General features: G+C 32.0%; 22 protein-coding genes. 4 read left to right on the top strand and 18 right to left on the bottom strand.

The annotated features are described in order from the left end of the window. Position 1: 1 nt before the first annotated feature. From ACXGSQ_RS05650 to ACXGSQ_RS05635, 4 genes are read left to right on the top strand one after another with little or no spacing between them, the layout of a single operon-like run. A complete protein-coding gene (locus ACXGSQ_RS05650) occupies positions 2-844 on the top strand; it encodes a hypothetical protein (protein WP_458628653.1) in 843 nt (280 codons plus the stop codon). Between the two features lie 11 nt (positions 845-855). Then, on the top strand, positions 856-1,470 hold the full coding sequence (locus tag ACXGSQ_RS05645) for a conjugal transfer protein TraK (protein ID WP_458628652.1): 615 nt from the start codon (positions 856-858) through the stop codon (positions 1,468-1,470). A gap of 20 nt (positions 1,471-1,490) precedes the next feature. Next, a complete protein-coding gene (gene traM / locus ACXGSQ_RS05640; protein ID WP_458628651.1) occupies positions 1,491-2,420 on the top strand; it encodes a conjugative transposon protein TraM in 930 nt (309 codons plus the stop codon). 31 nt (positions 2,421-2,451) lie between these two features. Then, positions 2,452-3,285 (top strand): DUF4138 domain-containing protein, encoded by an 834-nt coding sequence (locus ACXGSQ_RS05635; protein ID WP_458628650.1) that lies wholly within the window; start codon positions 2,452-2,454, stop codon positions 3,283-3,285. A 126-nt stretch (positions 3,286-3,411) separates the two neighbouring features. Here ACXGSQ_RS05635 and ACXGSQ_RS05630 read toward each other — a convergent pair whose 3' ends face one another. The 18 genes from ACXGSQ_RS05630 to ACXGSQ_RS05545 form a co-directional block, all read right to left on the bottom strand. After that, positions 3,412-4,662, bottom strand: a complete 1,251-nt coding sequence (locus ACXGSQ_RS05630; RefSeq protein WP_458628649.1) for a type II toxin-antitoxin system HipA family toxin — start codon at positions 4,660-4,662, stop codon at positions 3,412-3,414. Positions 4,663-4,667: 5 nt separating this feature from the next. Beyond that, positions 4,668-4,955, bottom strand: a complete 288-nt coding sequence (locus ACXGSQ_RS05625) for a helix-turn-helix domain-containing protein (protein ID WP_458628648.1) — start codon at positions 4,953-4,955, stop codon at positions 4,668-4,670. A 74-nt stretch (positions 4,956-5,029) separates the two neighbouring features. Next, positions 5,030-6,616, bottom strand: a complete 1,587-nt coding sequence (locus ACXGSQ_RS05620; RefSeq protein WP_458628647.1) for a type IV secretory system conjugative DNA transfer family protein — start codon at positions 6,614-6,616, stop codon at positions 5,030-5,032. A 1-nt stretch (position 6,617) separates the two neighbouring features. Next, complete coding sequence (gene mobB, locus ACXGSQ_RS05615) at positions 6,618-7,646, bottom strand: MobB family relaxase (RefSeq protein WP_458628646.1); 1,029 nt, start codon at positions 7,644-7,646, stop codon at positions 6,618-6,620. A 4-nt stretch (positions 7,647-7,650) separates the two neighbouring features. Next, a complete protein-coding gene (locus ACXGSQ_RS05610; protein ID WP_458628645.1) occupies positions 7,651-8,043 on the bottom strand; it encodes a BfmA/BtgA family mobilization protein in 393 nt (130 codons plus the stop codon). 389 nt (positions 8,044-8,432) lie between these two features. Next, positions 8,433-8,630 carry a hypothetical protein gene (locus tag ACXGSQ_RS05605; protein WP_458628644.1) on the bottom strand — a complete coding sequence of 66 codons (198 nt, stop codon included), beginning with the start codon at positions 8,628-8,630 and terminating at the stop codon, positions 8,433-8,435. A 10-nt stretch (positions 8,631-8,640) separates the two neighbouring features. Continuing rightward, a complete protein-coding gene (locus ACXGSQ_RS05600) occupies positions 8,641-9,021 on the bottom strand; it encodes a DUF6876 family protein (RefSeq protein ID WP_458628643.1) in 381 nt (126 codons plus the stop codon). 77 nt (positions 9,022-9,098) lie between these two features. Then, the gene (locus ACXGSQ_RS05595; protein ID WP_458628642.1) at positions 9,099-9,452 is read right to left on the bottom strand and encodes a single-stranded DNA-binding protein; all 354 of its coding nucleotides are present in this window, start codon (positions 9,450-9,452) and stop codon (positions 9,099-9,101) included. Between the two features lie 715 nt (positions 9,453-10,167). After that, positions 10,168-11,301, bottom strand: a complete 1,134-nt coding sequence (locus ACXGSQ_RS05590) for a type II secretion system F family protein (RefSeq protein ID WP_458628641.1) — start codon at positions 11,299-11,301, stop codon at positions 10,168-10,170. Beyond that, complete coding sequence (locus ACXGSQ_RS05585) at positions 11,301-11,765, bottom strand: PulJ/GspJ family protein (RefSeq protein ID WP_458628640.1); 465 nt, start codon at positions 11,763-11,765, stop codon at positions 11,301-11,303. The genes ACXGSQ_RS05590 and ACXGSQ_RS05585 overlap by 1 nt, the downstream gene beginning before the upstream one ends. Further along, on the bottom strand, positions 11,752-12,087 hold the full coding sequence (locus ACXGSQ_RS05580) for a hypothetical protein (RefSeq protein WP_458628639.1): 336 nt from the start codon (positions 12,085-12,087) through the stop codon (positions 11,752-11,754). Before ACXGSQ_RS05580 ends, ACXGSQ_RS05585 begins: the two co-directional genes overlap by 14 nt. Continuing rightward, complete coding sequence (locus tag ACXGSQ_RS05575) at positions 12,075-13,334, bottom strand: hypothetical protein (RefSeq protein WP_458628638.1); 1,260 nt, start codon at positions 13,332-13,334, stop codon at positions 12,075-12,077. The genes ACXGSQ_RS05580 and ACXGSQ_RS05575 overlap by 13 nt, the downstream gene beginning before the upstream one ends. Next, positions 13,334-13,804, bottom strand: a complete 471-nt coding sequence (locus tag ACXGSQ_RS05570) for a hypothetical protein (RefSeq protein WP_458628637.1) — start codon at positions 13,802-13,804, stop codon at positions 13,334-13,336. The genes ACXGSQ_RS05575 and ACXGSQ_RS05570 overlap by 1 nt, the downstream gene beginning before the upstream one ends. After that, positions 13,794-14,165: a fibronectin type III domain-containing protein gene (locus ACXGSQ_RS05565; protein WP_458628636.1), complete on the bottom strand. Its 372-nt coding sequence runs from the start codon at positions 14,163-14,165 to the stop codon at positions 13,794-13,796. The genes ACXGSQ_RS05570 and ACXGSQ_RS05565 overlap by 11 nt, the downstream gene beginning before the upstream one ends. Then, entirely contained in the window at positions 14,155-14,886 is a 732-nt protein-coding gene (locus tag ACXGSQ_RS05560) for a hypothetical protein (protein ID WP_458628635.1), read from the bottom strand. Before ACXGSQ_RS05560 ends, ACXGSQ_RS05565 begins: the two co-directional genes overlap by 11 nt. 161 nt (positions 14,887-15,047) lie before the next feature. Continuing rightward, on the bottom strand, positions 15,048-15,239 hold the full coding sequence (locus ACXGSQ_RS05555; protein WP_458628634.1) for a hypothetical protein: 192 nt from the start codon (positions 15,237-15,239) through the stop codon (positions 15,048-15,050). A gap of 1,605 nt (positions 15,240-16,844) precedes the next feature. After that, on the bottom strand, positions 16,845-22,667 hold the full coding sequence (locus ACXGSQ_RS05550) for a DUF6443 domain-containing protein (RefSeq protein WP_458628633.1): 5,823 nt from the start codon (positions 22,665-22,667) through the stop codon (positions 16,845-16,847). Between the two features lie 12 nt (positions 22,668-22,679). Then, positions 22,680-25,856 carry a hypothetical protein gene (locus tag ACXGSQ_RS05545; protein ID WP_458628632.1) on the bottom strand — a complete coding sequence of 1,059 codons (3,177 nt, stop codon included), beginning with the start codon at positions 25,854-25,856 and terminating at the stop codon, positions 22,680-22,682. Positions 25,857-26,090 lie beyond the last annotated feature (234 nt).

The raw sequence follows: 26,090 nt of genomic DNA, 5'->3' as shown, positions 1-26,090 counted from the left end.
AATGACCGCAGCGATTCTTTTAGGAATTGGACTTGAATATATCGATACGATTTTTCAAACCATACAAAACAGCAGCTTCTCGCAATACACTATTGCAGGAATGAAAACGCTAGCGGTTTTGTTTTTCTTAATCAATATTCTAAAAAAATACAATGAAGGTGTTGCTGATAAAGATGGGTATTCTTGGGGTTTAAGTCCTGGTGAGCTCGCAAAGAATTTTGCTATTGTGCTCTTGGTTATTTTCTCAACGCAGGTGTTAGGTTTTTTTGATGGCATATTAGTAGCCATTGAAGGGCAATATAGAGGGACTGCACCTGCGTTATTACCATTACAACTACAAGATTTACCACTTGAAGAAGATGTAGGATTATTAGATGCTACAAGTATGGCAATGACGCTTCTTTATGAAGTTTTACTTACACCACTCTATGGATTCAAGCTCTTAGCCTTTATACTAAGCACCATGCTGTGGATTCTTGATTTATTTATCTACCCCTTGTTTTTAGCAGAACGCTTCTTTCTATTAGGAATTATGCAAGCCTTTTTCCCTTTAGTTATAAGTCTCGCCGTATTTGAAAAGTTCCGTTCACTTGCCTATACCTTTTTTAAACTCTATGCAGCCGTCTATATGTTAGTTCCTGCTTTCTTCTTAGTCAATGTATTTATCAATGCGATCTTTACGGAATTAAACACCAATTTCTGGACCAACTTATTTGGGACCGATTTTGGTCAAGGCTTTTTCGCACCCGTTGTACAACTAGGTACCGTTGGCTTTATAGTTTTCTTAAAATTTAAACTCTATAAGCGAGCCACATCATTTACGCTAAGACTATTTACCAGCTAATCCAATTCAATATGAAAACACCATACAAAAACATCTATAGCGTATTAAAGCTCAATCGATTTATTGTTTTAGTCGTCGTTATTTGTGCCTTACTATCGAGTACTTTTTCCGTTTGGGTGGCCTTTAGGACCTATAAAAATGCCTTGAATAGTGCTTTTGCCATCAACACAGATGGTAGCATTATTCCGCTGAAACTCATTAACCAAAAGGAAAATTTTAAAGTGGAAGCTTTGGCACATTTAGAACTGTTTCACAACTACTTCTATAATATTGATGCCAGCAACTATGAAAAAAATCTAAAAAAGGCACTTTGGTTAGGCAACAGTTCTGTAGATAATTTGTATCGTCAAAAAAAAGCAGACGGTGTTTATAACCGATTATTACAATATTCCTTAGTTCAGAAAGTACTACAAATTACTACGCAATTAACAGAACACAATGGCTCATATACGTTTACTACAACCACCATTTTTGAAATTAATCGAGGCTCTATTGTCGATACCTATGAATTGGTTTCCACAGGGAACTTAATTAGCGTTGACCGGAATTTCCCAAACAATCCACATGGTCTTCTGATTACCAATTATTTTGAAAACACCTTAAAAAAGCTAAACACTAAAAATTGAGTCACTAAAAAATTCAGCAAATGAAAGTAGAAAAGAACAAAATAGTATTTATAGCAGTATTAGCAATTGTGTTCATATTCCTTATTTCTTATAGCCTAATGGTCATGGGAGATGATGACAATGAAAAGGACAGCCTTGAACAGACGTTGATTCCTGATTTAGAAGACAACCAGAAAACATATGATTCCAAATTAGATGCACTCAATGATTTAAAAGTAGTACGCGAAACCAACGCTCCTAGTATCTATGATGAAAAATTAATGGACTCCATGGGGTATTACGATCCAGAACTACCAGAACGTCATAAAAAACGAATTATAGACAGTATTTACGCCGCTGGAAAAATTCAATATTCAGAATTAAAATATAAAAACTTTGAACGACATAACGTAAAAACGAAGTCCCCTATAGCCATTGATTCTTCAGAAATAATCAGAGAGTTAAAAATACAAGCTAAAGAATTGGGACTGGAACATCAACTATTTTTTGCGGCTGCACCAAAACCCAATACATTTTCAATCATCGGTCATACGGATACAACAATTTACGCAGTTGTTGATGGCGACCAAATTGTAAAAGCAAATACGCGATTGCGAATGCGACTTACCAAAGCTGCAGTGGTCAATGGAAAACAAATGCCCAAGAACACACTTTTATTTGGCTTTATAAGCTTTCAACCTAATCGCGCATTAATTGAGATTGAGAATATCAACCATCATCCCACAAAACTAAAAGCTTTCGATTTACAAGATGGTAGCGAAGGCATCTATGTTGAAAACAACTTCAGAGCCGAAGCTACCAGTGAAGTTCTGGACGATGTTATAGGAGATATCAATATTCCAACAGTTCCACAGGTCGGTGGCATTACAAAAGTATTGAAACGTAGTAATCGAAATGTGAAGATTACCGTACTGAACAATTATAAACTTATTTTAAAACCAAAATTATGAGTCCAAAATGGGCATTTAAAATTACACTTTTATGAAAACGTATATAAGCATTCTAACACTAATTATCACTTCCGCTTTTATGGAAGCCCAAACATTAACAATACTTGACACTATTTACGCCAACGACACTAAAAATGTGGCTCTCTTTTTCCCAGAACCTATACGCCAAGGGATTACAGGTTCAGATAATTTTGTATTTACCTACAATCGTGATAAAGAACAGTACTTCGGTTTACTACAAGCCAAGCAAGGAAAGGAAAGCAATCTACTGGTTATTAACAACAATGGCTCCATATTTTCCTATATTGTAAAATATAAAGCACAGCTTTCTAAGCTTAATTATTTTATTCCACTAGCCTCTAGTATTGGGAATGAAAAACCAAAAGTTAAAGATTCAATTCAGACTGAAACTTCTGAAAAACCTATTGAACACGACACTTATTACTATCAAAAATTCTGCTCTTATTTACTAGATTTAAAACAACACTTTGGTTATTTCACAAAACGAAATAGTCGTGTGATTTTGAGTCTTGAAAATATAGTTTTTGATAAGGAAGCGCTTTACTTCGTTATTCAAATTAGGAATAATTCTACTTTGGATTATGATTTAAATTTCTTAAAACTCTCTATTGAAACGCGGAAAAAAGGTAAAAAGAAATCGTTGCAACGTTTATATCAAGAGCCTATTTTTAAACATCATCTGCCTTCTAAAGTTGCCGCCAATGAAACGGTAAGACTTGTATATGTTATGCATAAATTTTCACTATCAAAGGATCGAAGGGTTATTTTAGAATTGAACGAGAAACATGGAAAACGCAATATTGAATTAAAAGTATCCCATAAATATATCAATAACCCCAATTAATACGATAATGAAAGCCATCGCTATACCCCTATTGGAGGATTTTTGACCTTTTTGTATACCAAAAAACAGAAGAGTTACAAATTTTAAACATAGAGTAAATATTTGCACTTCCCTATTTGGATACACTTATTTCCTAAAAGCCGCAGACATAAGCACTATCTCCGAGTTTTTAATTCCGATGTCTTTGGCCACTGCCTTCCAATCTTTAACTACTGTTAATACGTCAGTAAGTATAGCATTCATTTCTGCCTCATTCAATCTAAAATACGCGCCAACACTTTTAGCAAGGTCAAAGCTAAGAGCATTATCATCCATATCTATATTCAAAGACAATCCTGCTTTTTCTATTGAAGGATTTAAATCGTACGCTGGTGATAAAACCCAACCTTTAGGCGTTAATATAAATCCATGATTACGCATATGATCATCCGTATTAGAAATCGCGATATTAAATACAATACGACGCCAAAGTTGATGTAAATTAGCATCTACATCGGCACCATAATTCTCAATAAACTCAACAATTTCAAGATAACTTGGTGCAGAATCTTTTATAATATCTTCTGTGTTTCCTGTCATCGTCATTGCAGACGCGAAGTGAATACGTTTTCTATTGTTTCTATCAAAACGTCTCGTTAGAAAAGTGTGGTATTGACCACTAATCTTTTCTATTTTGGAATCTGCCATTTGAATTCCTGCAGCAGTCGCTAGTTGATATGCTAAAAACTCCCAAGCGGCTTTATCAACGGTATCGGTCTTTGATGGAAATTTTGCAATCCAAAGATTCTTCTTGGCATCCAGAATATTCGCCTTTGGTCTTGCGCCACCTAGAGAATATCCAGGCGCTATCAAAACAGCAATCCATTTTCTTATAACATCATTATGATCATCACTTTCTAATTGATTTACAGCCTCTTGAAGTTCACCAAGTGAAGACCAAGGAGGTGTTGGATTTTGGTTATCATTATCTAAAAAAGGACCATCCATTTCCGTTTTAAAGCGCAGAGCTCCCATCCGACTCTCATCATAAACTCCAAGAAGATAATCAATTTCATAGAGGGCACTTGCTTTTTCATTCTTTGCCCTAGCCTCTTGCGCCGCCCTACGCTTCATTAAGGTCTTCCCCCAAGTGTCTGGCATACTATCCAAAAAAATTCCAAAATTATCCTTGTTATTAGGATATTGCGCTCCTGAATAAAACATGATATCGGGATCCAGTAATCGTTGCGCATCGGTCTTTAGCCAATCTTTATCATACTCAAAACTAAAGGCCTTTTTACCTTTCGCAAAATGCGCAGAAAGCACACCAACGAGCGTTGGAATTTCTAAACCATCCCAGTCTGCAAATACGTATATGTCAAATTTTCTTTTAGCCATTTTGCTTATAATAAATCAAGATCCTGTAATTTTCGTCCAAACTCATCATCGACCGCGAGCTTAAGAAAATCACCTTGAAGATTCAACACTCTAAACACGTTAAAATAGTGCCCTATAGCTACAGCTGGGTCTCCTTTTTCTATACGATAAAGTGTTGCTCTGTGAATACCTGCACGTTCAGAAACCTGCTCCATTGTTAACTTTCTTCTTTTTCTTGCCAGCTTTATATTCTCACCTATCTGTTCAAAAATCTTCTGATATTTAGGAAGAAGAATGGTTTTCTTAGAGTTCATTTTGTCGCTTATTTACAACAAATATAGATATTTTGCTACAAATAAGCGACAATAACATAAACATTTCATTTAAATCATTTAAAAATTGATTGTACCTCTTCATAAATCCGATCAAAATTGGCTTGTAAGTCAGCCTCAGAATAATCCCGTGACCTTCTTGGTAATCGTTTTTCAATTTTAGGCAATTTAAACTGAACTTTTCTATCCTTTCCATCAGCGAACGTAATAAATTCACCTTCTTTTAGTCTAAAAAACACATCAGCTCTAACTTTGGAGACTTCACGTTCCCCTGTTGTAATTCGGGTGTCAAAATTGAGATTATGACCACGATTAACACTAGTGGTTTCTTTCTTTACAATTTCAAAAAAGCGTTCATAATATTTCGCGGTATCTGGATCATTTACCTTACCAAAGAACTGATACGATAAATTACTCAAAATGGCTTTACTAGCCTTATCTCCATACATCATATCGTTTTGAATTTTGTCTTGCATCACGTAAATCGTGGCAATATTATAACTTCGTAACGTCGCAGGAATACGGTGCATATTTAGTAACCGAATTGTAGGAGCTTCTTCCATAAGTAAAAATGAAGGATTTGAATTTCGCACGCTCATTTGCTTTGTGATGGTATGCACTATAGTGGCAATAATTGGCGAATACGCAGTCTCATATTTTGGAGTATTAACGACTGAAATCACAAACGGTTGCTCTTGAGTATTAATATTAAGAGGAACATCATCTGCAGATAGGATCATAAAAATACGTTGTGTACTTATTTTTTTAAGCGCATTAGCCAAAGTACTTTTTACTCCTGCGGTTTGCCTATCAGAATCCTTACCACTAATAAAAGCATCCGCCATCGCTCTAGATGTTGTATTAGAACTTAAAAATGCGATTAAACTATCGGTATCTAAAAATTGATACATTGCTATTAAGTGGGGCAATGTACATAGATGGGGATAGGAGGTACGCAATCTCCAAATCAGTCCACCGATTAGTCCTTCAGCGGCATCATTAAAGAATTTGGTTGTGCCTATACTCCCCGACTCTCTTTGTTCTAATAGGTTTTCAATTAGTACTCGTGCGACTTCGTTGACGCTTTCCTCATTGGGCATATATCGCGGTGCTATTGGATTTACACGATCGTAAATAGTATCGAATGAAATCACTTTAAAATCAATTTGCTTTTTTTCAAATAAAGGGAATGCCATTTCTGTAATTTCAAAGTTTTTATAATCGTGAATGACACCCGAAAATTTGTAATTGCTAAAATGCTGAAGAAAATTAAAAACGACACTCTCTGTTTTCCCACTTCCTGCAGAACCGATTATTGAAGCGCCTCGTTTGATATTATTAATTTTAAAACTACCACGTTTAGTTTTAAAATTAACCTGATGCTTAGCATCAAAATTATATTTTTCCTTGTGAAGAAACACATATAAAACGGTATTTATAAGCAAGAGTATACAGCCTATAAGAAGCAACACGATATACCATTGCTTTTCGTTGTAGCTGAAATTAAAAAGTAGTCCTAAACAAATTACAGTCCCAATAAGATTAATAAAAAAGGCATATTTAGTTATTTTGAAAAGGCTATAAAACAACAAGCTCATTCCGAATATCACTCCAATAACAGTTATAATTCCCTTTATATCCATATCATATACCAATGGAACTTGATTTTATTGCCACCTCCACACCACGTTTTAAATATCTCATGGTTTTGAGCGCTAACTGTACTTGACTTGTTGGAATACTAGTCATAGGCACACCAGATTTCGACAACATTTTAAAAGCAACTGCTTTTTCACTTGCAGGCAGACCTAATAGTGTTGTAAAGTAGAGCTTCGGATTTTTAATAAAATCTTTTTTCGATTTATAAGATGCCACATAGTTCCGTTTGTAGCCAAACGTTTTATCAAAAGTGCTTTCTGCTTTTGTAAAAAAGGCATCTCTATCAAATCCTCGCTTTACTAATTTTCCGTTCATCATAACTTCCGACGCTTTGTATTTAGATCCTGGAGACAAACTCACAGAATTTGAAGTGTCTTTTCGACTCACGATGATATGAATATGACTTTGATTACCCGCTTTTTTCATGCCTTGAACAATTCGTTTTCCATTCTGTTGATGTGGTGCATCAGCCTCCAATTTTAGTATATCGGATTTCATCTGTTTCGTATCACCTTCTAATTGACCTTGCTCAATTTTTCGAATACTCTGTTTTAACTGAAGTATTTTTGTAGCAAACGGTTGGTTCTCTCTTACTTGTTTATCTGTGCCTTTAAATTTACGTTGGTGTTCAATTTTAGCAAAATATTTTATGTTGTCGACAGTTATCGGTTTACCATTAATTTCACGATTGAAGGACTTTGCATAATCAGTCATTAGAGCTCTGGTATACCTTTTTAAATCTTCAGAATTATTTTGTAAGTTTCGTAACTCTGATGGACTCGGATTTATGGTAATAGAATAAAATTTCGGTTCTTTCTTTTTGAGTTTTGCTGTATTATCATCAATTTCTTTCACGACTTCTTTAGCTTCTATTTCATCTCCATATTGATTAAAAAAATGCTCGATATCGTCTTGCTCCAAGCCTTGATTTTCTTTCTCTAGATATGCAACAAAATCCACAGAACTTTGCGAATAATCGCCTCCTAATTTTTGAGCTGTGATGGTGATATACATATTCTTATAATTGATTATTAGACTCTTTTTTTTCTACAAACTGAACGTTCTTTTGTTTGAGTTCTTTTTCCAAAATGAGTTTCTTTTCTGCTGACTCAAATTCCATAAACAAGGATTGTAACATGGCAGTTGTAGGTTTATCATGGTGTTTTTCAATATCTTTTATGATGGCGATTACCGCATTGATTCGTTTCTTTATTTGACTTTCTAAGGTTTTCATATTCGGTCCTAAAGTTTCGTTTGGAGATATCCCATTAGTTTCAAAAAAGTCGAGCATCATTAAAAGTGTCATTGATTTTGAGCGCGACATTTTTTTACAAAATTCATTAAATTTTTGAGCCACTGAAGTTTTAATACTTAAGCTATCAAACCGTTCTTTTTCATATCCTTTATCCATATTTCCTTGAAAAATTTGTTGTTTTTATTGGGCTAACAGCTTTTTTCCGCGAAAAACGATGGTATAATTTCAAAAACCAAAACAATCAATCGCTGTAAACTATTGATTTCACTAGGGTTTTAGAAAAACTAAAAATTAAAACATCGCGCTAGCGTGTTACCCTCTTGCTATTCCTTTTCGTCCAGCTCGCTGGACAAAAAAAATACCATTACACCCAAAAATGTAATGGCTTTTACCGTAAAACGAATTGAAATTTGATTTTTTATGAGTGTTCTCTTTGAAGTTTAAAAGTATCTTTAGTAAACCGCTCTTTTTGTTGCAGAATATAAAATAACAGGACAAAAAAAGACTGCCTTTTCAGACAGCCTTTTGGGTTAATAATTTAGATTTTAAATATTAAAAACATAGTCGTAAGAATACAAATTTCTTAGAGCTTCTTCTTCCAAAAGTGTGTCATATTTAATATGATGCTCTTTGGCATAGCGTTTCAAATCATTTCCAAATTCATGCTCAACATCTATTTTGGAAACCGAAACCAATCGCTCTTGAGTTTCGTTATCGAGTTTTGTATAATTTAGATATACCATAACGCATATTTTAATATTCGCTTGGAAGCATAAGCGTATTATTTACAAAAAATAATCGCAATTCATCCAAAGGAAAATCGGTTACATTATATCGGTGCGTTTCAAAAATTTTATCATTTCCATCACTATAATTAATAATGGCTTCGCATTGCTTTTCCAACTGTTCATTTTCAGAAAGTCGTTTAAAATCAATGGTGATAAATTCACTTCTATTGGATAGACTTTTTGCAATTACCGATGCATCCGTAATCAGCCAAAAGCATTCCGCTTCGTTAGCTAAATATTTTAATCCGTCAGTAAAACGCGTTCCAATTAATGGAATTGTAAAGAACCTTTCTGTACCACAAAAATGTTGCAAATCGGCTTTTATTTTGTTAACTTGTGTCTTCATTGTTTTCTCTTTTATTAAGATTAATACTAAAAAAGAGAGCGCAACTTTTGGATAGGAACGCTCTCTTTTAATTTCAATTATTCAGTAGCGTTATCGCCTTTAATTCCTAAAAGCAAGATTTCATCTACGACCACTTCGGTAACGTATCTCTTTTCTCCGACTGCGGTTTCATAAGAACGTGAGGTCAATTTCCCCTCTAGTGCGACCTCTTTTCCTTTGCCTACGTATTCCTCTACGATTTCGGCAATCTTTCCCCATGCTACCAAAGTGTGCCATTGGGTGTCTGTCACCTTTTCTCCCTTAGAATCTTTGTAAGATTCATTGGTTGCGATTGAAAATTTTGCAACTTTCTTACCGTTTTCAAGGTTTGTAATTTCTGGCACGTTTCCTACGTTACCAATTAACTGTACTTTGTTTTTTAGAGTACTCATAATAAAAAAATTTAAAGATTAATATTTACCAATCTGAACGATTCAGAAAGGCTTTATTATTGATTTACTTATTATATCCAGAGCGTTTTCCTTTTTTTGTTTTTTTAACTTTTGTTCCACTTCCTTTTTATTTATTTTGTAAGATTTCATAAGATTCATTTTAGATTTACTTCCCATAGAGCCGACGCTGTTACCTTCTTTTTGTTGCTTAGTGCTTTCGATATTCAACTTTGTTTAGACATATAAAAAGTGCGAGGATAGCCTGCGCTTAGCATTATCGAGAAAGGAAATATATTTTCTTTTGAAGATAGCTAGCGAAGCTATTAGAAGTGAGCCTGGTTATGCTGTCGTTCAAAGCTGAATGTTGTTATTTTGCTGTCAAAAAAAGGGATTACGGTGTTGGATTAGGAAGTGATTCTAAAGTCTTTGTGAAATATAAAATCATAGGAAGTGGAACAAAATGCAAATACATTTTTATCCTATTTAGCGAACTTGATTCACGCTTTTTACGTGAGAATAGAGTGTTCCTTTCCTGCAGAGCGGAAAGAGTTAACGGAATGAAGCGTCAAAAGTGGGGATTAGGTTCAAGACCTTTTTTAATGAAGCTCTTTTATCGGAATGAAGCTTTTTGCGGAATGTAGCGAAATGTGCTGAATGGAATCTGAAAACTAATAATAATAATATTATAAGACTAATTTTTTTCTTTTTTTTTAAATCAACCCAAAACACTACTCAATTTAAACATTGGTAAATACATCGCGATTAAGATAACACCAACCAAAACTCCAACGATCAATATAATAAATGGTTCTAACACTGTAGATAGCAATTTAGATTTCTGTTCTACTTGAGTATTATACTGGTTATTTAGACGTTCAAAAATAAACTCGTTCTGATTGGTTTCTTCAGCGACTTTAACCAATGCTATCATTTTATCTTCAAATAGTTTATGTTGACTTAAACTTTTGCTGAGTGAATGACCTTGTAAAATACTTTGTTCTACGGCTTCCAAAGCAGTTTGCAAAGGGTAGAAATCTATCATCTGTTTTACTAATTGGATACTATTGACCACTGGAACTTTAGCCGTAGTTAACAAGGTAATGGCCTGTGTAAATTGAGATAAGTAAACGGTTTTCATAAAATCACCAATAAATGGAATTCTTAGAATTAATTTATCTTTCAGTTTTTTAAACCATTTTTTCTTATTGAAAAATGTTCTAGAAAAAATAAGACCAATTATTATGGTTATTATCAACCACCCATAAGATTTTATAAATTCAGAACTACTAACAATAAATTTTGTGATTGCAGGAAGCTCTACTTTTTGCTGTTCAAAAATATCTTGAAACATTGGTACGACATAATAGAGCATAAAAGCAACTACTAAAACTGCTGTGGTTAAAATAATACTTGGATAGGTTAATGCACTTACCAAATTTCGTTTTTGTTCATTCTTTCTGGCAAAGAAAGCTCCTAACTGTTCTGTAACTTGTTGAATTGTACCAGTCTCTTCTCCAATTTTCAGAGAATAATATTCGTATTCTGTAAATTGTTGTTTTTGTCGCACAGATTCAGATAAGCTTAAACCAGAAATAATATCTTTAGATATTTCCCCGAGTAATTGCTTATTTAGTTTCTTTTTTTGTGAGTTTTCAATGAGGTCTAAGGCATCTTTTAAGGTAATTCCTGCTTTAATCAGTACACTTATCTCTGTATAAAAGTCTTCTTTTATTTTATTAGAAAATGTACTACCAAAAAATGTAATCTCTTTCTGCAAAAAGGATGTTGAAGATTTATTCGCTTCAATTTTCTTTTCAGTCTTTTTAATATTATCTAATTGAAATGCCATTAGTTCATATAGTTTGAAGCATCATTCTTTTTATAAATGAATAATATTTGATTTTGAAAATCCTTCGAAGTCATTAATTTTAAAGCATCCATTTCACCATTAGATACCGTTTCTCCTTCAAAGAAAAACATCTTATTTTGTAAATGAATATTAAATGTATCTGTTTCTTTGATTATCATATTTTCATAAAACTTATAGCTTATAGAAGCTATAGGAGATGTAAATGTTATCTCATTCTTTAAATTATTATAATTCACTTTAGAATATCTATTAAAATCTAAATGTAACGCTACTTCAAGTTTATTTAGCTCAGTCGTTTTATTATAGTTTTGCTGAATACTAAACATATGCTTTTGGACTAACGACAATACTGAAAATGCAAGACCCACCACAATACTCGTTAGAATAAGGACTATAATCATTTCACTTAGCGTAAAGGCCTTTATTTTTTTATTTGATTTCACTTATTTCTTTACTAACGATTTTCGCTGTTTTACTATTTGTAGCTTCAAATTCAATGATCAAAGTGTTATTTTCTGTATAGCTATCTATTAAAATCTGCCAATCTTTAAAATCATCATTATATGGAATGGTGAGTTTGTCATTTTGATATAAGTATTGTAATTCTGAAAGTTGCGCTTCAATGTCTCTAGTATTATTTTTAATAGAATTTGAAAATAGATTATTCAAAATCATACTCGAAATCATAAATATTATGACTATCAGCACAGTGGCAATTAAAGTCTCCATTAAGGTAGATGCTTCTATTTTTTTTAGTATAACCATTTAGCAACTCCCTTTTTTGAGTTTTTAAACAAAAGGCCTACATATTCTTGTGGTAATTCATTCACTATTATTGTCCCATTATAAATGTGATTTTGGTAAATTGAACCAGATTGTTTGGCAATAAAATTTTTAGTAAAAATGCTTCCATATACTGTTCCCTTTAATTCTAAATTTTTATTACAGTAAACCTCACCTATTAATATTGCCATTTCTTTTAACTCTACTTGAACCTTAAAATCATTACTTGCAGATGAATCTAAATAAACGATTACCCCCTTTATAATTGCGCTATTATTAACTACAATCTTACTTTGTTCTTCAGTTGGTATTCCCTTATTTTTATTTATTACTAAAGCGGAAGGATAACCTAATTCAACGTGTTCTCCTATTAATATATTTTTAGAAGCTATGGCCTGAAAATTTCCTTTTACATTATTTTGAATTTCTATTTCTGGAGCAATCAGTATAACATCTTTTAAAACACAGGATGGATCAACCACTATTTTTGTTTTAGACTGAATAATGATATTTCCAATTAATGACATATTATCGAGATAAATTTCATTGTTCGAAAACATGAATTTTGTAGCATCTAAAAATGAATTTTTATAAACTTTGTCAAATTCAAACTTTAAGAATTGTTCATCTTTTGCATTAGAGCCCTTATCTTTAATAGTATTAAACTGCGAATTTACTTCCGTAAAGAGTTTAGGTAAATCTTGCGCAACTTTACTTTCTCCATAAATGAGCTGTGATCCATAATAAAATTCGCCAGAAATAGTACCTGCTTTTACACCTCGCTTTGGTAAGTAAGTCAAACCTTTTATTTTTGTGTCGCTTACTAAGACTAATGGTTTATTATTGTCTTGAAGATATAAAGCTAGTCTATCTGTTTTTGGTTGTTCTCCCCCTATTAAGGCTACTTTTTTTAAGGCATTAGTCTTTATTCTCGAATTGGAAATAATTTTTTCAAAAACACCCCAAAACTCGCGATGTACTTTTAAACTTTTAAAATCTTCATCTTTTAAATCAATAGTAGTTGTGTCATTTAACACCAATGAATTAGCAAGCGCATAATGGATACCCTTATTTGTGTTTTGCACAGTTTCAATAATAAAATCATTTTTAACACTAAACCTTTTATGGATCTGTACCAAAAGAATGAAAGCTGTAAGTAACAAAGCTATTACAATTGCTATGAATAGCGTCATTTGTAATGCTCCTGCTTTTAGTTTTATCCAAAACATTATTGACGTATTATAGTTCTATTTTTGTTACGATAACGAATAGTAATTGCCTTTTCATTACCCTTAACTAATTTTACACTATCTGCTATTTGTCCCTTTTTAAGAAGGTATTGACTATTATTAATATTGATAACAAATACACGCTCTGAGGAATTTTGTTTTTTAATCAATCCCCCATAGGTTACTAAAGCTTCGTTTTCTGGAATCTTATTTAAAGCCTTTCTACTAGGAACTGATTTTCCTTTTTTTCGATCAACACTAAGTGTTCCTAAAAAAGGATCTCTTTCTATAGCTTCAATTGAAAATGTATCAATTTCGGTATTACTTTTGGGACTAAATTTCGCATCAAAATTTTCTTGATTCACCTTAGCAATATCAGAACTCATGCCATTAATCAATTTATAGCCAAGAGTTCCCCATACTGCTAGGACAATAACCAATAACAGATATGTTTTTGTTTTATTCTTCAACCGTAAAGTTTTGAATTGTATATGCTGTTTGATATTCTGAATTCTCAGCTCTTATGCGCCATTCATAATTACCGAACTCTAATGTTTTTGAAAAACTTGTAGTTGTAATTAATGAATCTAAAAGTACTTGTGAAGCATTCTCAAAAGTTGGTGTAGCCAATTGCAAACGATATTGCTCTGCTTCTTCAAGCTCGCTCCAAGAAAAAGAGATAATTCCTTCAGCTAAAACAGAGTCAGTGGTTGGAGCAAGAATAGCAACTGTATCTTGGGAGATATCCTCAACGACTAATATTTCTTCACAGGCAAAACTGAAAAGAGCTAGTACTATGCAAAAAAACAGGTGTCTCATTCTAAAAATCATAGTAATCAATTTTCTTTATGGCTCGTTTTGAGGATTTATAAGTTCTATTTGGACATTTATCATTAGACTCTACTAAATCAACAATCTCTATTTGGTTTTTATCATTTTGTTTCCAACAAAAATTAGAAGTCTGATAGGCAAACACAATGCCTTGATTAAACAAAATAGAACTTTGCGCCTTTTCATTTTTATAGGTTTTTAAGCTATAACTTTTTTTGCCAACCATTTCTAAATACACTTCATCTGCATTTTCTATTTCGGCTAAATCACTTTCATTTAAAGCTATAGTAATACTTGTAACCAAATGTGCCGCCTTTTTGTTTTCTAAAAATTGAAATACATCAGTATTTTCTTTAGAATTTAATGCATTTAAAACACCAACTCTATCTGCTATTTCTAATTTAAGGTACTTAGGTTTGTTAGATATAGTATCTATATAATTTACGCTGACCTTTTTTGATTGATATATTTTGGATTTTGTAAACGCTTTGAAGGAAGCCTTATTAAAATCCATATTACTTACTTGAACCTTAATCCCATTTTCATATTCTGGAATAGCTGTATGGTTATAGTCTTGTTTTAAAACAAATTTCTTATCCTCTCCTATAACTCCGAGTGTAATATTATGTTCCGTTTTAGTGTGCGCTTCTTTTTGTATAGAAATGGTTTTACAACTCGTAAAACAGAATATAAACACTACTAAAATACTAATTTTATTCATCTATAATGCCTTTAGGTAAATATATCGATTTCGTAGATTAATCTAAAGTGATTATTAAAATATATGTCTAAAATAATAAGTTAAAAAAAGGATCATTATTTACTTTCCAATAAAAAAAATTGATTTATATCTACTTGGTTTGTCTTTAGGTGAAAATTTAATTATCCAATAAACCCAGTATCATCAATTTCTAAAAATTGTTTGGTCTTCCCCAAATTCCTAGCACTAGAATATTTCCAATCTATAGGGTTGGTTACAAAACCAGTTTCTACAAGGTTATAGTGTATGTAATTTATCTTGTGTTTAATGACATGGTCACTCCATAACTCAATGGGTTTGTTATGCTTTTGCAAAATTAAAATTGGGATGTTGTTACGTTCTTCTTACCAGCTCTTTTAAACATTCATAATAGCCATTCTTTTCTACTCTCTTATGATTTGTTTTCTATCGAATCTATCAACTTTTTTGAAGTATGTCTTTTATAATTTCTTAATAAACCCGACGATTCATCGTTGGCCGGACGAAAAACAAAATGGCAATGGCTAGGCATAAAACAATACATATACATACCTTTTTTTACCTTACAATAACTAGAATTATCTACTAAAACATCAAAGTAAACTTGTCTTGTAAAATCGTCTATCCAATTTATGGTAACGAAGAACACAAAAAATAAACCTGCTTTATTATGGAACATATAGTTCCTGCTCATAGGCATAAATATATAAACATTGTAACCTTATGAGCGCTACTGCTAAGCTGTGCTTAGTAGCCGCATTGAAACCAAACTAGCTACCTCAACCTTATAAGCTTTGAGTTTAAAACAAATAACACTTTGATTTGAGTTGCACTTATTAGTTGAACTTACATATTTTGAACTTAATAAAAATATTTGTTAAAAGATTATTTCAAAGTAAATGTCTCAAATATCTTTTCAGCTGACAACAAATACTTATCATATTGATTTAAGGTTGAAGTATATGTAATTAAATAAGCTTTTTTGTTTTGAATGAAATAAACCTGCCTTAACTTAAGTGATTGCATTCTGTTACTCGCGACATCTTTAGGCATAACAAAAATAATCTCTTTGCCATCATTATCGTTTATTTTAATATTATCAACACTCTGTATAGCGCTTTTATTTAATACCTGTTCAATTTGACCTAATGTAATCGTATGATATTGCTCAAGTGTTAAAGGCGAATTAGAAGATCCTGAACCATAATATTTACATTTGTTCGAAAACTAGTTTTCTTTTCCGCACTAGACTTTTCGAATAATAGTAACTGATTTACATTTTCATTTACCACCCAATCCAATTCATTATAAGAAAATATATATCCCTTTTCCGAGTTATATTCTTTGAAAGATGTTTCCGAACAATTAAATGCACAAAAAATCAAGGCTAAAATTACTATATTCATCTGTTTCATATTTAATACTAAATTAATAAGCTATAAAAAAAGAGAAATATAACACTAATTACAAATAGAATAGTTAAAATTATTTTTTTTCTTCTTTCAGTTTTATCCCAGTTTTTAAATTCTTTAAAATATTTTAAATACTTATCATTTCTAAACACTAAGAAGAAACAAATTAAATACGTAATCAAACATAGACTGGCATAAAAATAATTATTTAATGTAAAACTAAGATGACATATTTTTATGGTCAGTTGGCAAAGAGATAGTAACAATAAAAAAACTGTTGAGGATAAAATAATTCCAGAAACAGTAATGCTCAAACCATAACCTGTATTACCAAATGTATCATTATAAACTTTGTAACTACTACGATCCAACTTTTTGTCACGTTTTTTAATATATGGTATTTTATAAATTAACAGAAAAGGGTTAATTTTATTAGACAATAAATGTAATTTATAATCTAATACATATAAACAATAATGAACTATATTAAATATTCTTTCCACACATTAATTATTTATTCATTCTAATTTAATTTCCTGCAATTTCTCTTCCTTTCATATCTCCATACCATGCCCCAGCAATTCCACCAACAAAACCACCAACCAAAGCGGCTCCAGGAATAGGTATCAAAGCACCTAATAAAGCTCCTGCTTTAGCACCTGCCCAAGCACCTGCCAAGCCACCTGCCATACCTCCTGTGGCTATTTGAGCATTTATTCCAAATTCTCCTCCATCTGCTTTAATACCATTGGCAATATCAATAGAACCTGTAACAACCGTAACAAATGCACCTCCTATTCTGGCGTTTTTAGCAACTGATGCATACAAACCTCTTGTTTGGCTAGTAATTTTAGCAGCACTAGATGTAGCAGTACCATAAGATGTCTTGTAATTAGTAGAAAGATATTTTTGCCTATTTTCTAACGCAGAAAAACCAATTTCAATTGCTTTAGAAGCCTCTCTCCAAGTTGGTCCATTATCACTTCCATCAAACCCTTTATCAAGATCAAAATCTACATCATAATACCAATCATCGAATTCATCATAATAATCGCCACCATTATCTTCATCTTTTCTGCTTCCTACAATAATAACCTGATCCAAAGCACCTAGATCCCAACCCATAGTACGAAGATATTCTCTTAGCCAATTTTCATCAATTGGATCATCATATATTTGGTTTGATTCCCTCGGATCTCCAGAATAATCTCGGTCATAATCATTCTCATAATCAAAATCTTGGGAATTAGCACCACTAGGATCCGACCAATATACGGGATTATTATCAAAACCTGTATATGGGCTCATAGAAAAATGAGTGACAGGATCAATAGATGTCCAACGTGCGATAGCTGGATCGTACTGTCTAAATGGCATTTCGTAAAGGTTTATACCAAAACTTTCCTCTAGCTCCGTGCCATTGTATTTAAACTTGCTTGCTACAGTATTAGCATCAGCAGATGTTATATTAAAGTCTCCTTGATGCTCTAAACCAAAGGGATAGTAGCTATTTTCTTTGACAATTTCAAGTTGAAACAAAGAAGAGGAAACATTATCCAAGTAGAAATAAGTATCGACACCATTGTTGGTATTACTTTTGTCTACCTTTAAAGATAACTTTGGCACCAAAGTGGTTATGGTATGTACAAAACTATAACTATTAGTATCAGCATCATTTTCCAACTCATGCCCAGACCAATTGCCATTACCATCAGACTCAATAAGAAGTATCCTTACCCTGTCCGTTGTACCTTTGTCCAGATCTAAGTGTATCTCTATTTTATCTCCTATACTAAAATCACTTCCCAACAAAAACTGCGCCCCATTAAAGGCTTCCTTAACATTGACCTTTAACCTGCCATTTTCCAATTCAATACTTCCGTTAGCAGAACCGCCTTGGAAAGTCCACCCGTCATATTCTGTGTAAAAAGCATCATCTAAGTGGGTCTCTAGGATGTTCTTTTTATAGGACAGTCGTACATTCCCTAAGTGGTCCTTATATTGATATACATAGTTAAGACCATTAGAACTATTGGGTTCAACATAACCTTCTGGCTGCAAAAAAACTTTAAGCCTGTTATTTTCATAAATATATTTACCAGCATATAAATTTGTAGTAATGTTGCCATCATTTGTTACAACCTTACTCAGTTTTCTGCCATCTGCTGCATAAGTATATTCAATTTTTTTAGCGTTAGAGCTACGATATTTTATTTCTACAGGTAAATTTAAATGATTATATGTTATGCTTATTTTCTTATTTATGTCTTTAGTTAAATTACCGTTGATATCGTAGTTATAATCGTTAACACCAGATTCACCATAATCATTATCATCTATAAATCCTTCTTTTGTAGCCGTATCTTTTATGTCTTTCAATTGATTACTTTTATCTCCATAACTATAGCTTAAAATATCAATATAATCCATAGATATACTTTCTGTTGGCGTATTATTAACAATAGTGTTTGTAATCACTTGCCCCATTCTGGCAAGCGCCAAAATATTACCATTTTTATCATAGTTCATCTTTACACTATAATCTTCGTTAACATTTGAGTTTATTAAAAAATAATTGGCTCCTTCAAGACGGTTGATCTCATCATAATTATAAGCGTATGCTCTTGATGTAAACTCATTATGATGCCCCTTTGACATCCAATGTGTTTCACTAATGTTCCCATTAAATAAAGGAGTGGATCCATTTAACTCTATAGTATTATAGTTTAATTTGTAGCCGAATAAATCATTACCGCTTATCACACCAGAATTAATTGTATTTAACCAACCTCTAATATTGTAACTGTAATCTACCGTTTGAAGCCCTTCTGAATCTTCTGGTGCGCCTGAATCTACAATTCCTCCCACCTTTTTAGAAATGAGTTGCCCTAAATCATTATAGGTGTTATTAACGATTAATTCTGGTGTGGCATCATTAATTCTCTGTGTCTGTGTTAAAAGTCTGCCAGCGTGGTCATAAGTATACTTATCTACTGTTATAATATCATTAGAATATTGTTTCCCATGGTACGTTTTGGTTTCTAAAACTTTGCCAACAAAGTCTGAATCTGTTTCCACTATATCAAGTGTATTTAAATAATCGTTTTTACTTGCCACATAAATGGGTGTCGCATTTTCATCATAATAAATTACACTAGTGATCCAATTATCTGTACCCAATACACGTGTCTTGCTTAATGTTGGCAGATTTCTTGTTGCCATTGTTATAGACTCATCATAAACAAAGTCTCCTTCACTTTTTATCAGATCAGAATTACCAGTTTCTAAACCATTATAATCATCGTAATAATTGATAGAATGTAATTCTAAATCATTAGTATTAGGATATGTATTGTTTGTGTAAAAAATACTGGTTCCGTTTATATTTTGAATACTATTTATTTTACTTTCAAATAAAAACGTTTGGTTATCTAGTATATCCTGTAGTTCAATTCTTGCAGAATTATTATCAGAACCCGTAGGTTCATATTTGTATAATCCAGAATAAATTGGCCTTGCAAGCGCATCGTATTTTATAAATAACCATTCGTTATTTAATCGCATTTTTGCATCTTGTGTTAAAACAGGTTGATCTAGTTTATTATATACAATATGCTCCCAACCTTTGTCTGGAGTTTTCTTTTCGACAATTCGTTTTCTATAATCGTAATGATAAATATAAGAGAGTCCTTCTACCGTTTGTGGGATTATTATAGGTGGAGGAGGTGGGGGAGGTGAAAATACAATACCATTAAACGATGTAACGACACCTGTACCTCTTACAATAATTGTATTATTCTCTAAATCGAAAGTGTAATTAAAGTTTATCCCTGAAATACTTCCTAGTTCTCGATTTTGTAATCTCCGTTTAGAACCTAAACTAAATATAGCACCATTTTTCAGTTTTAAAGGTGTCGCATGAGAACTATTAAAAGTTAGTGTAATATTATCATTTGAATCAATTGTTACATTAAGACCACCTTGTCCATCATATTGATTCACTGCATTAATGTTTAAAATACTTTCGCCTGTATTTTTAGCTATTTGATTTACCTCTTCTTCATGTTCATAAGCAAATTTTTCATCTACATCTATATATTGAACCCATAAATAATTTTTGTCGTAATCTAATTTCGTGTTACTATTTAGTGTACTATTTACACTACTCAATTTACCTCCACCTTCTATAACAATAGTATTATTTTTAATACTGAATATATAATTATAATTAACACCTGAAATACGACCGATTTCGGAATCTTTAAATTTACCATAAGGTTTTAATGAAATTAGATTTCCCTGTTTAAGTTCAAATTCATCTATAGATGAAAAACTAATACTCAAAGTAACCAACTCACTATCATCAAAAGTGGTGACTGAGAATCCCCCTTGACCACCATATTTGTTTTCAATATCAGCATTTAAAATATTAACATTATCATAATCTAAAAGTTGTTTATTATATTCTTCAGCAAAACTTTTATCTATACTAACTAAGTTTACCCATGAATAATTAGTCTGAGCAGCAACTCTAAAAGCCTGTTCCCCAAAGTCTAAAATTTGGTCTGATGCTTTAGGAGGCAACACATACGTTAGATTACCTAAATCATCATAAATATAATATGTATCATGAGGTTCGTTATCAACATACACCCTTTTCAACACCTCCTGACCAAGATGATTTTTATAAGTTTCTTCTGTATTATTTTTTTCAATTACACTTGGGTTTGGGTTAGGTTTCCAATTTTCATTTTTTACTGTCACCTTATACAGTTCATTATTGGCGTAAAAACCATCATAATTAAGCTCTGTGTTTTCTATAAAATCGTTGGAATGAATAACGCTAAATTTTTTAATGCTGTTTGCCGTATTAACGTCATACTCATATTTTATGGTATGGTCGTAGTCACTTTCTTTGTCTACCAACCAATCTTCTCCTGGTGCTCCTTGTTCTAAAACTCTTTTTAAAGGTGATGCTTCTGTAATTGTTTCGGAATATGGGTTTGTAGTGTTTTCATAATCTGAGGTGTTGTAATAATTCAATGTACCAGCTAAAGCATTAGGTTCGTACATTCCACTTGTGGTGTTCATAAATGGTAAATATGACTTAGTCCTTTCCCCGTTACCGTCGTATTCAAAATGCTGCATTATATCTTTACCATTTAATGCAATACCTAAGGCTATTTGTTGTTTTGTCCTTTTTGCTCCATCATAATATGAAATTTGCTCAAGAACATCTTCGCTAGTTACACTTTGTAATTCATTAACCTTAAATTCTTCTAGATACACCCTTTCATAGGTGTAGTTTTGATTAGTATTATCAAAGTCATATTGAATTATTGGACAGCCATCTCTAGTTCCTGCTTCAGTTGGACACTTATCAAAATAGGAATTTGCTGAAACATAACCAATTTGAGGACAAGAAGCAATTATATAATCATTTTCATCCCCAAAACCATCATTATCAAAATCCGCATACCAAATTAAATCCTCGTTGTTATATTCTGGTTTCAAATCATTACAATCATCACTATTGTTAACAAATTTTATTCCACTAGGGACCGTTGGCATTCTACAAGCTGTCATACCTCCAGCATTTGGATTGCCATAACCATCCTCATCCCTATCTTCGTACCAATTTACAGGTTGTGTGGTGATACTAGAATCATTGTCATTACAATCATCTCTATTGAGAGAATACCCGTCACTAGGACAACCTAAAGGAAAATATCTACTTCCGAAAAAAGTTCCATACCCATCCCCATCATTATCTACCCAATACCTTACTACTGTGGATGCTCCAAGATTATAATTGTTATCATCACAATCAAAAAAATCAGAAAAGTTTTCGGAATAATGATCATTACCATATCGATCATCTGATTGATATATTCTTTTCCAAGTAACACCCAAATATTGAATACTCCTACGGTAAATGTCCCCCATTATTTCACCTAAATTATTATACATAAAATTATTGGACTTGATTGACTCGGGATCTGTAGTTGAAAAACTAGAATTGGTAGTAGTCCTTTTAGAATAAAAACAAACATAATTGTTCTCATCCATAAAATTATCATTATCACTGTCTAAAAAATATTTGTAAAATTTAACAATATAATTTATACGGACATTATTAGGATCTGTATAACGTAATGACCAATAATGACCATTTTCAGAATAAAACCAATGCCTAAATTGCCAAGAACCTGTTTCCAAATAATTCACTCTTTCTTGGGGACTTAGCGCTTTAACATAATTAAATTCATCGAAGGCTTCATCTGAGTGTATTTGACCCGATGCTGATATACTAAATAGTAAAATGAAATAAATAAATATATTTTTTAACATAGTATATAAAATTTAATCGTTGATTTCAATTAATTCACTGTTGTATCTAAACTCTTTAAGTATATTGTAATCCTTATCAAACAAATAAAGTGGATTACCAAATAAATCATACTCTGTTCGTTCACCTAGTCCTGAATCATCTAAACTACTTGTAACACCGACTAATGGTAAATATGTAAAACTATGCATACTAGAATTTAGCGGCTGTACTCTAACTTCATCAATAAAATCCACTTCGGGAGGTTTAGTTATTGTTATTGGTCCTCCGGTATGTGAGTAAGAATAATAGCGCCATTTGTCATTATGATAGCCCCAAAAAGAAACTTTTGAAGGCTCTGAATAATTGCCTAATTCTAAACTACTACCATTAAAAACTTGTTTTCCTGAAAAAGCTCTATCAAAACTTATAATGTTAATGCTTTGCAGACCTTCAAAGCTTTTTTTGATAAAAATGTTACTGCTTAAATCAACGTCTGCATTTGTAATTAATATAGCATCAACATATAAACCATCATACTCATCGCTTCTCTGATATATTTTTTTGGTTTGAGTTCTTAAATTACTTTCTGATTTTAGATGTCCTTCAGTATCATAAGTATATTCAATAAAATCTTCTCCAAGAGATATTAAATTTTCTGAAGCGTCATAATAAGGAGGGGTATAGTTAGTTTCATCAAAATAACTCCCGCTCAATGAATTACCTATAACTGAGCCCGTTTTATTTAATTTACCATCCTGTAAAAAATCATTAATTTGGGAACCTTTTAATTTCCAGTTATTAGCTGACTTAACCCAATGATTCTTTTCAAATACAGGGTTAATAAACCATTGTAGGTATTGCAAATGTTGCGCCTCTTGTTGAAAATCCGCTAGATACTTGAATTCAATTTTCTCGAAAGGTATATTGTTAAATGAATTAATAACCTCCTTAACTCTAGTATAATCTGGAGTACTATTCTCTTCATTTAGATAGGTAAATGAAGAAATGAAATGTTTAGTTATTTCGTTTGAGTCATCAAACTCTATTGTTTCTTCACTTCTAAGAACATCCTCAAATATGTATCTATAATTATTTTTGATAACATATCTCACAGCACCACTACTTGTAGCAGTTTGATGTAAATGAACATTATCAAATTTAAAAGAGTCAACACCGCCTATATTTTTAACTTCATAATTGTATTTTTCTTCCTTGATCTTTTCATTATTATTATTGTAATATTCTTTCCGAAAAAGTATTTTCTCTAAATTATAACTTGACATAGAAGGTCTATAATAGTTAATCATATGACCTTTTTCAGAAACACCGTTTATGACATTAAATTTCTTTGAAGTCACCTTACTATAAAATGAACCAAATTTAACTTGATTAAGATCTTGTAATTGCAATTCTTGATTGTAAATATAATCTAGAGTTGGTGTATTTCTTAAATAACTGTATGGTACGCTACTCAATCCATATACAGTCAAATAACGGAGATTTAAATACTCTACTTTTGGGTCTATCCTTGTATAATATGTGAACCAAGGAAAATGAGAATAACCAAATTCGAAAAAGCCGTCTTCATAAACATTAGGTGGTATTTCTAATTGCTCATATTGATTATTATCATATACTGGTAATCCAAATCCTTCTGGGTCTTCATATGTATATTCAGTTCTACTTAACAAATCATCATTATCTTTCTTAATTACTGCCGATACTAAAAGTCCACCGTAATACATATCACCAAAAGAATTTTCTACATATTCATATTCAGTTACTCCACCGTTTTTATTAGTAACCGACTTAAGCATTCCTTTTATCATCTCGGATTCATTTGGCAATTTATAGAAGCACTGTGGGTGAATTGTAGGGCAATTTCCATTATAAATTTCTCCGTTGTAGTAACCAAAAACATCTGTAGCTAGAGACATTGCAGATGCTCTTGCTCCATAATAATAATCGAATTTTTTATAGACATAACTATCTTTCTGATTCCTACCTAACTTAGTTATATATTTAATTTTTAAATCTCCTTCATACAAACCTGGATTTTGTGTTTGATTTGTATAAAAAAACTTATACCCAGAGACATACCTACCTTTAGTATCATAAATTTTTATTTCATCTAATAACTTAACAGATTGTGACGTCAACGAATTTAAAATTGTAGTTGCCACTGATGGTGTAATCCCTTCTAAAGAATTATTATAATTGTGAAATTTGTAGGTAAACTGAATTGTTTGGTTATCAGTAGTAATCTTGGAAACATCTTTTCGTGAGACGTCCTCAACAGAAATATCCCGAAAATAACCATCCGCAACTATTGGATCACCTGGAGCAGGTGGGTTATAGGGATCTGAATTCGTTTTCCTTCTCGTTGCACCAGTATGAGGAATGAGTTTTTTAAGCTTACTATCAATGTACTCAAATTTTATTTCTTTAGAATTTCTATCAGTAGTAACCTTATGCAAATAATAATTTTGATAATCTAAAGAATCTGTTCGTCTTCCTTGTCTGTCTAATTCAAAAGGTCTTGCTCTTTTAATTCCTTTTCTAAATAGGTAATTGACTCCTTGATTATTCTTTATTTGTATTTCGCAGTGATTATCATCTGTATAATACTCATAATCTGGATCCTCAAATCCATTCATTTGCAAGTGTTGAAAATCGGTAAAAATACCTCTGGAACTAAAGTTTCCATTTTGGTTCAAAATAACTGCATGTAAATAATTTGTTGGAGATCTGTCATATAAATATTCGATGTACTCACCATTACTCGTTTGCATCTCAAATAAATCAGGACTTGCGTCGACTTTTTCAAAGAGATCTTCCGCTATAAAGGTATTAGTTCCATGGTAAAAACCCTCTTGATAATCATCACTCCGATTATTAAAAAACCAACCATCCTTAGATTCATCAGATAAATGATTGATTTGTTTCCTGATTTTACCACCAGCTATTAATTGCCAATTAAATCCTACAGAAGAAGGGACTTCAGTCAATGGCTGCCCTATTGTATTGTAAGACAAGTAAATTGGAATTGAGAATCCTCCTGCATCTATATTATATAAAGGTATTGTTACACCTTCATTTGTGTCATAACTCTTGTCAAACGAAGAATTATTATTAACGTAACTATTATCTTGCGAAAAAGTATTAGAATAACTTACTAGAAAAACTAAGAAAAATAAACATCTACTCATAAGTATCGGATTAAAAAGAGATAAGAATTTTGATTTGGTTAAAATTATATTAAAAGAAATAATTTGTTACAGAATAGACCTTACAATTAACAAGGTTCGACCTTACAATTAGTAAGGTTGCCTTTCAAGAATTAAGTTTTGAAAAATATCTAAAAGCCAAAATGAAGTTTATGTTAACACGAATTGTATTCAAGCTTAAAAAAATATGAGATAAAGTTTTTTGATTTTTTTGAT

The organism is Winogradskyella sp. PC D3.3 (assembly GCF_054366245.1).
This window is presented reverse-complemented; position numbering and strand designations above follow the sequence as displayed.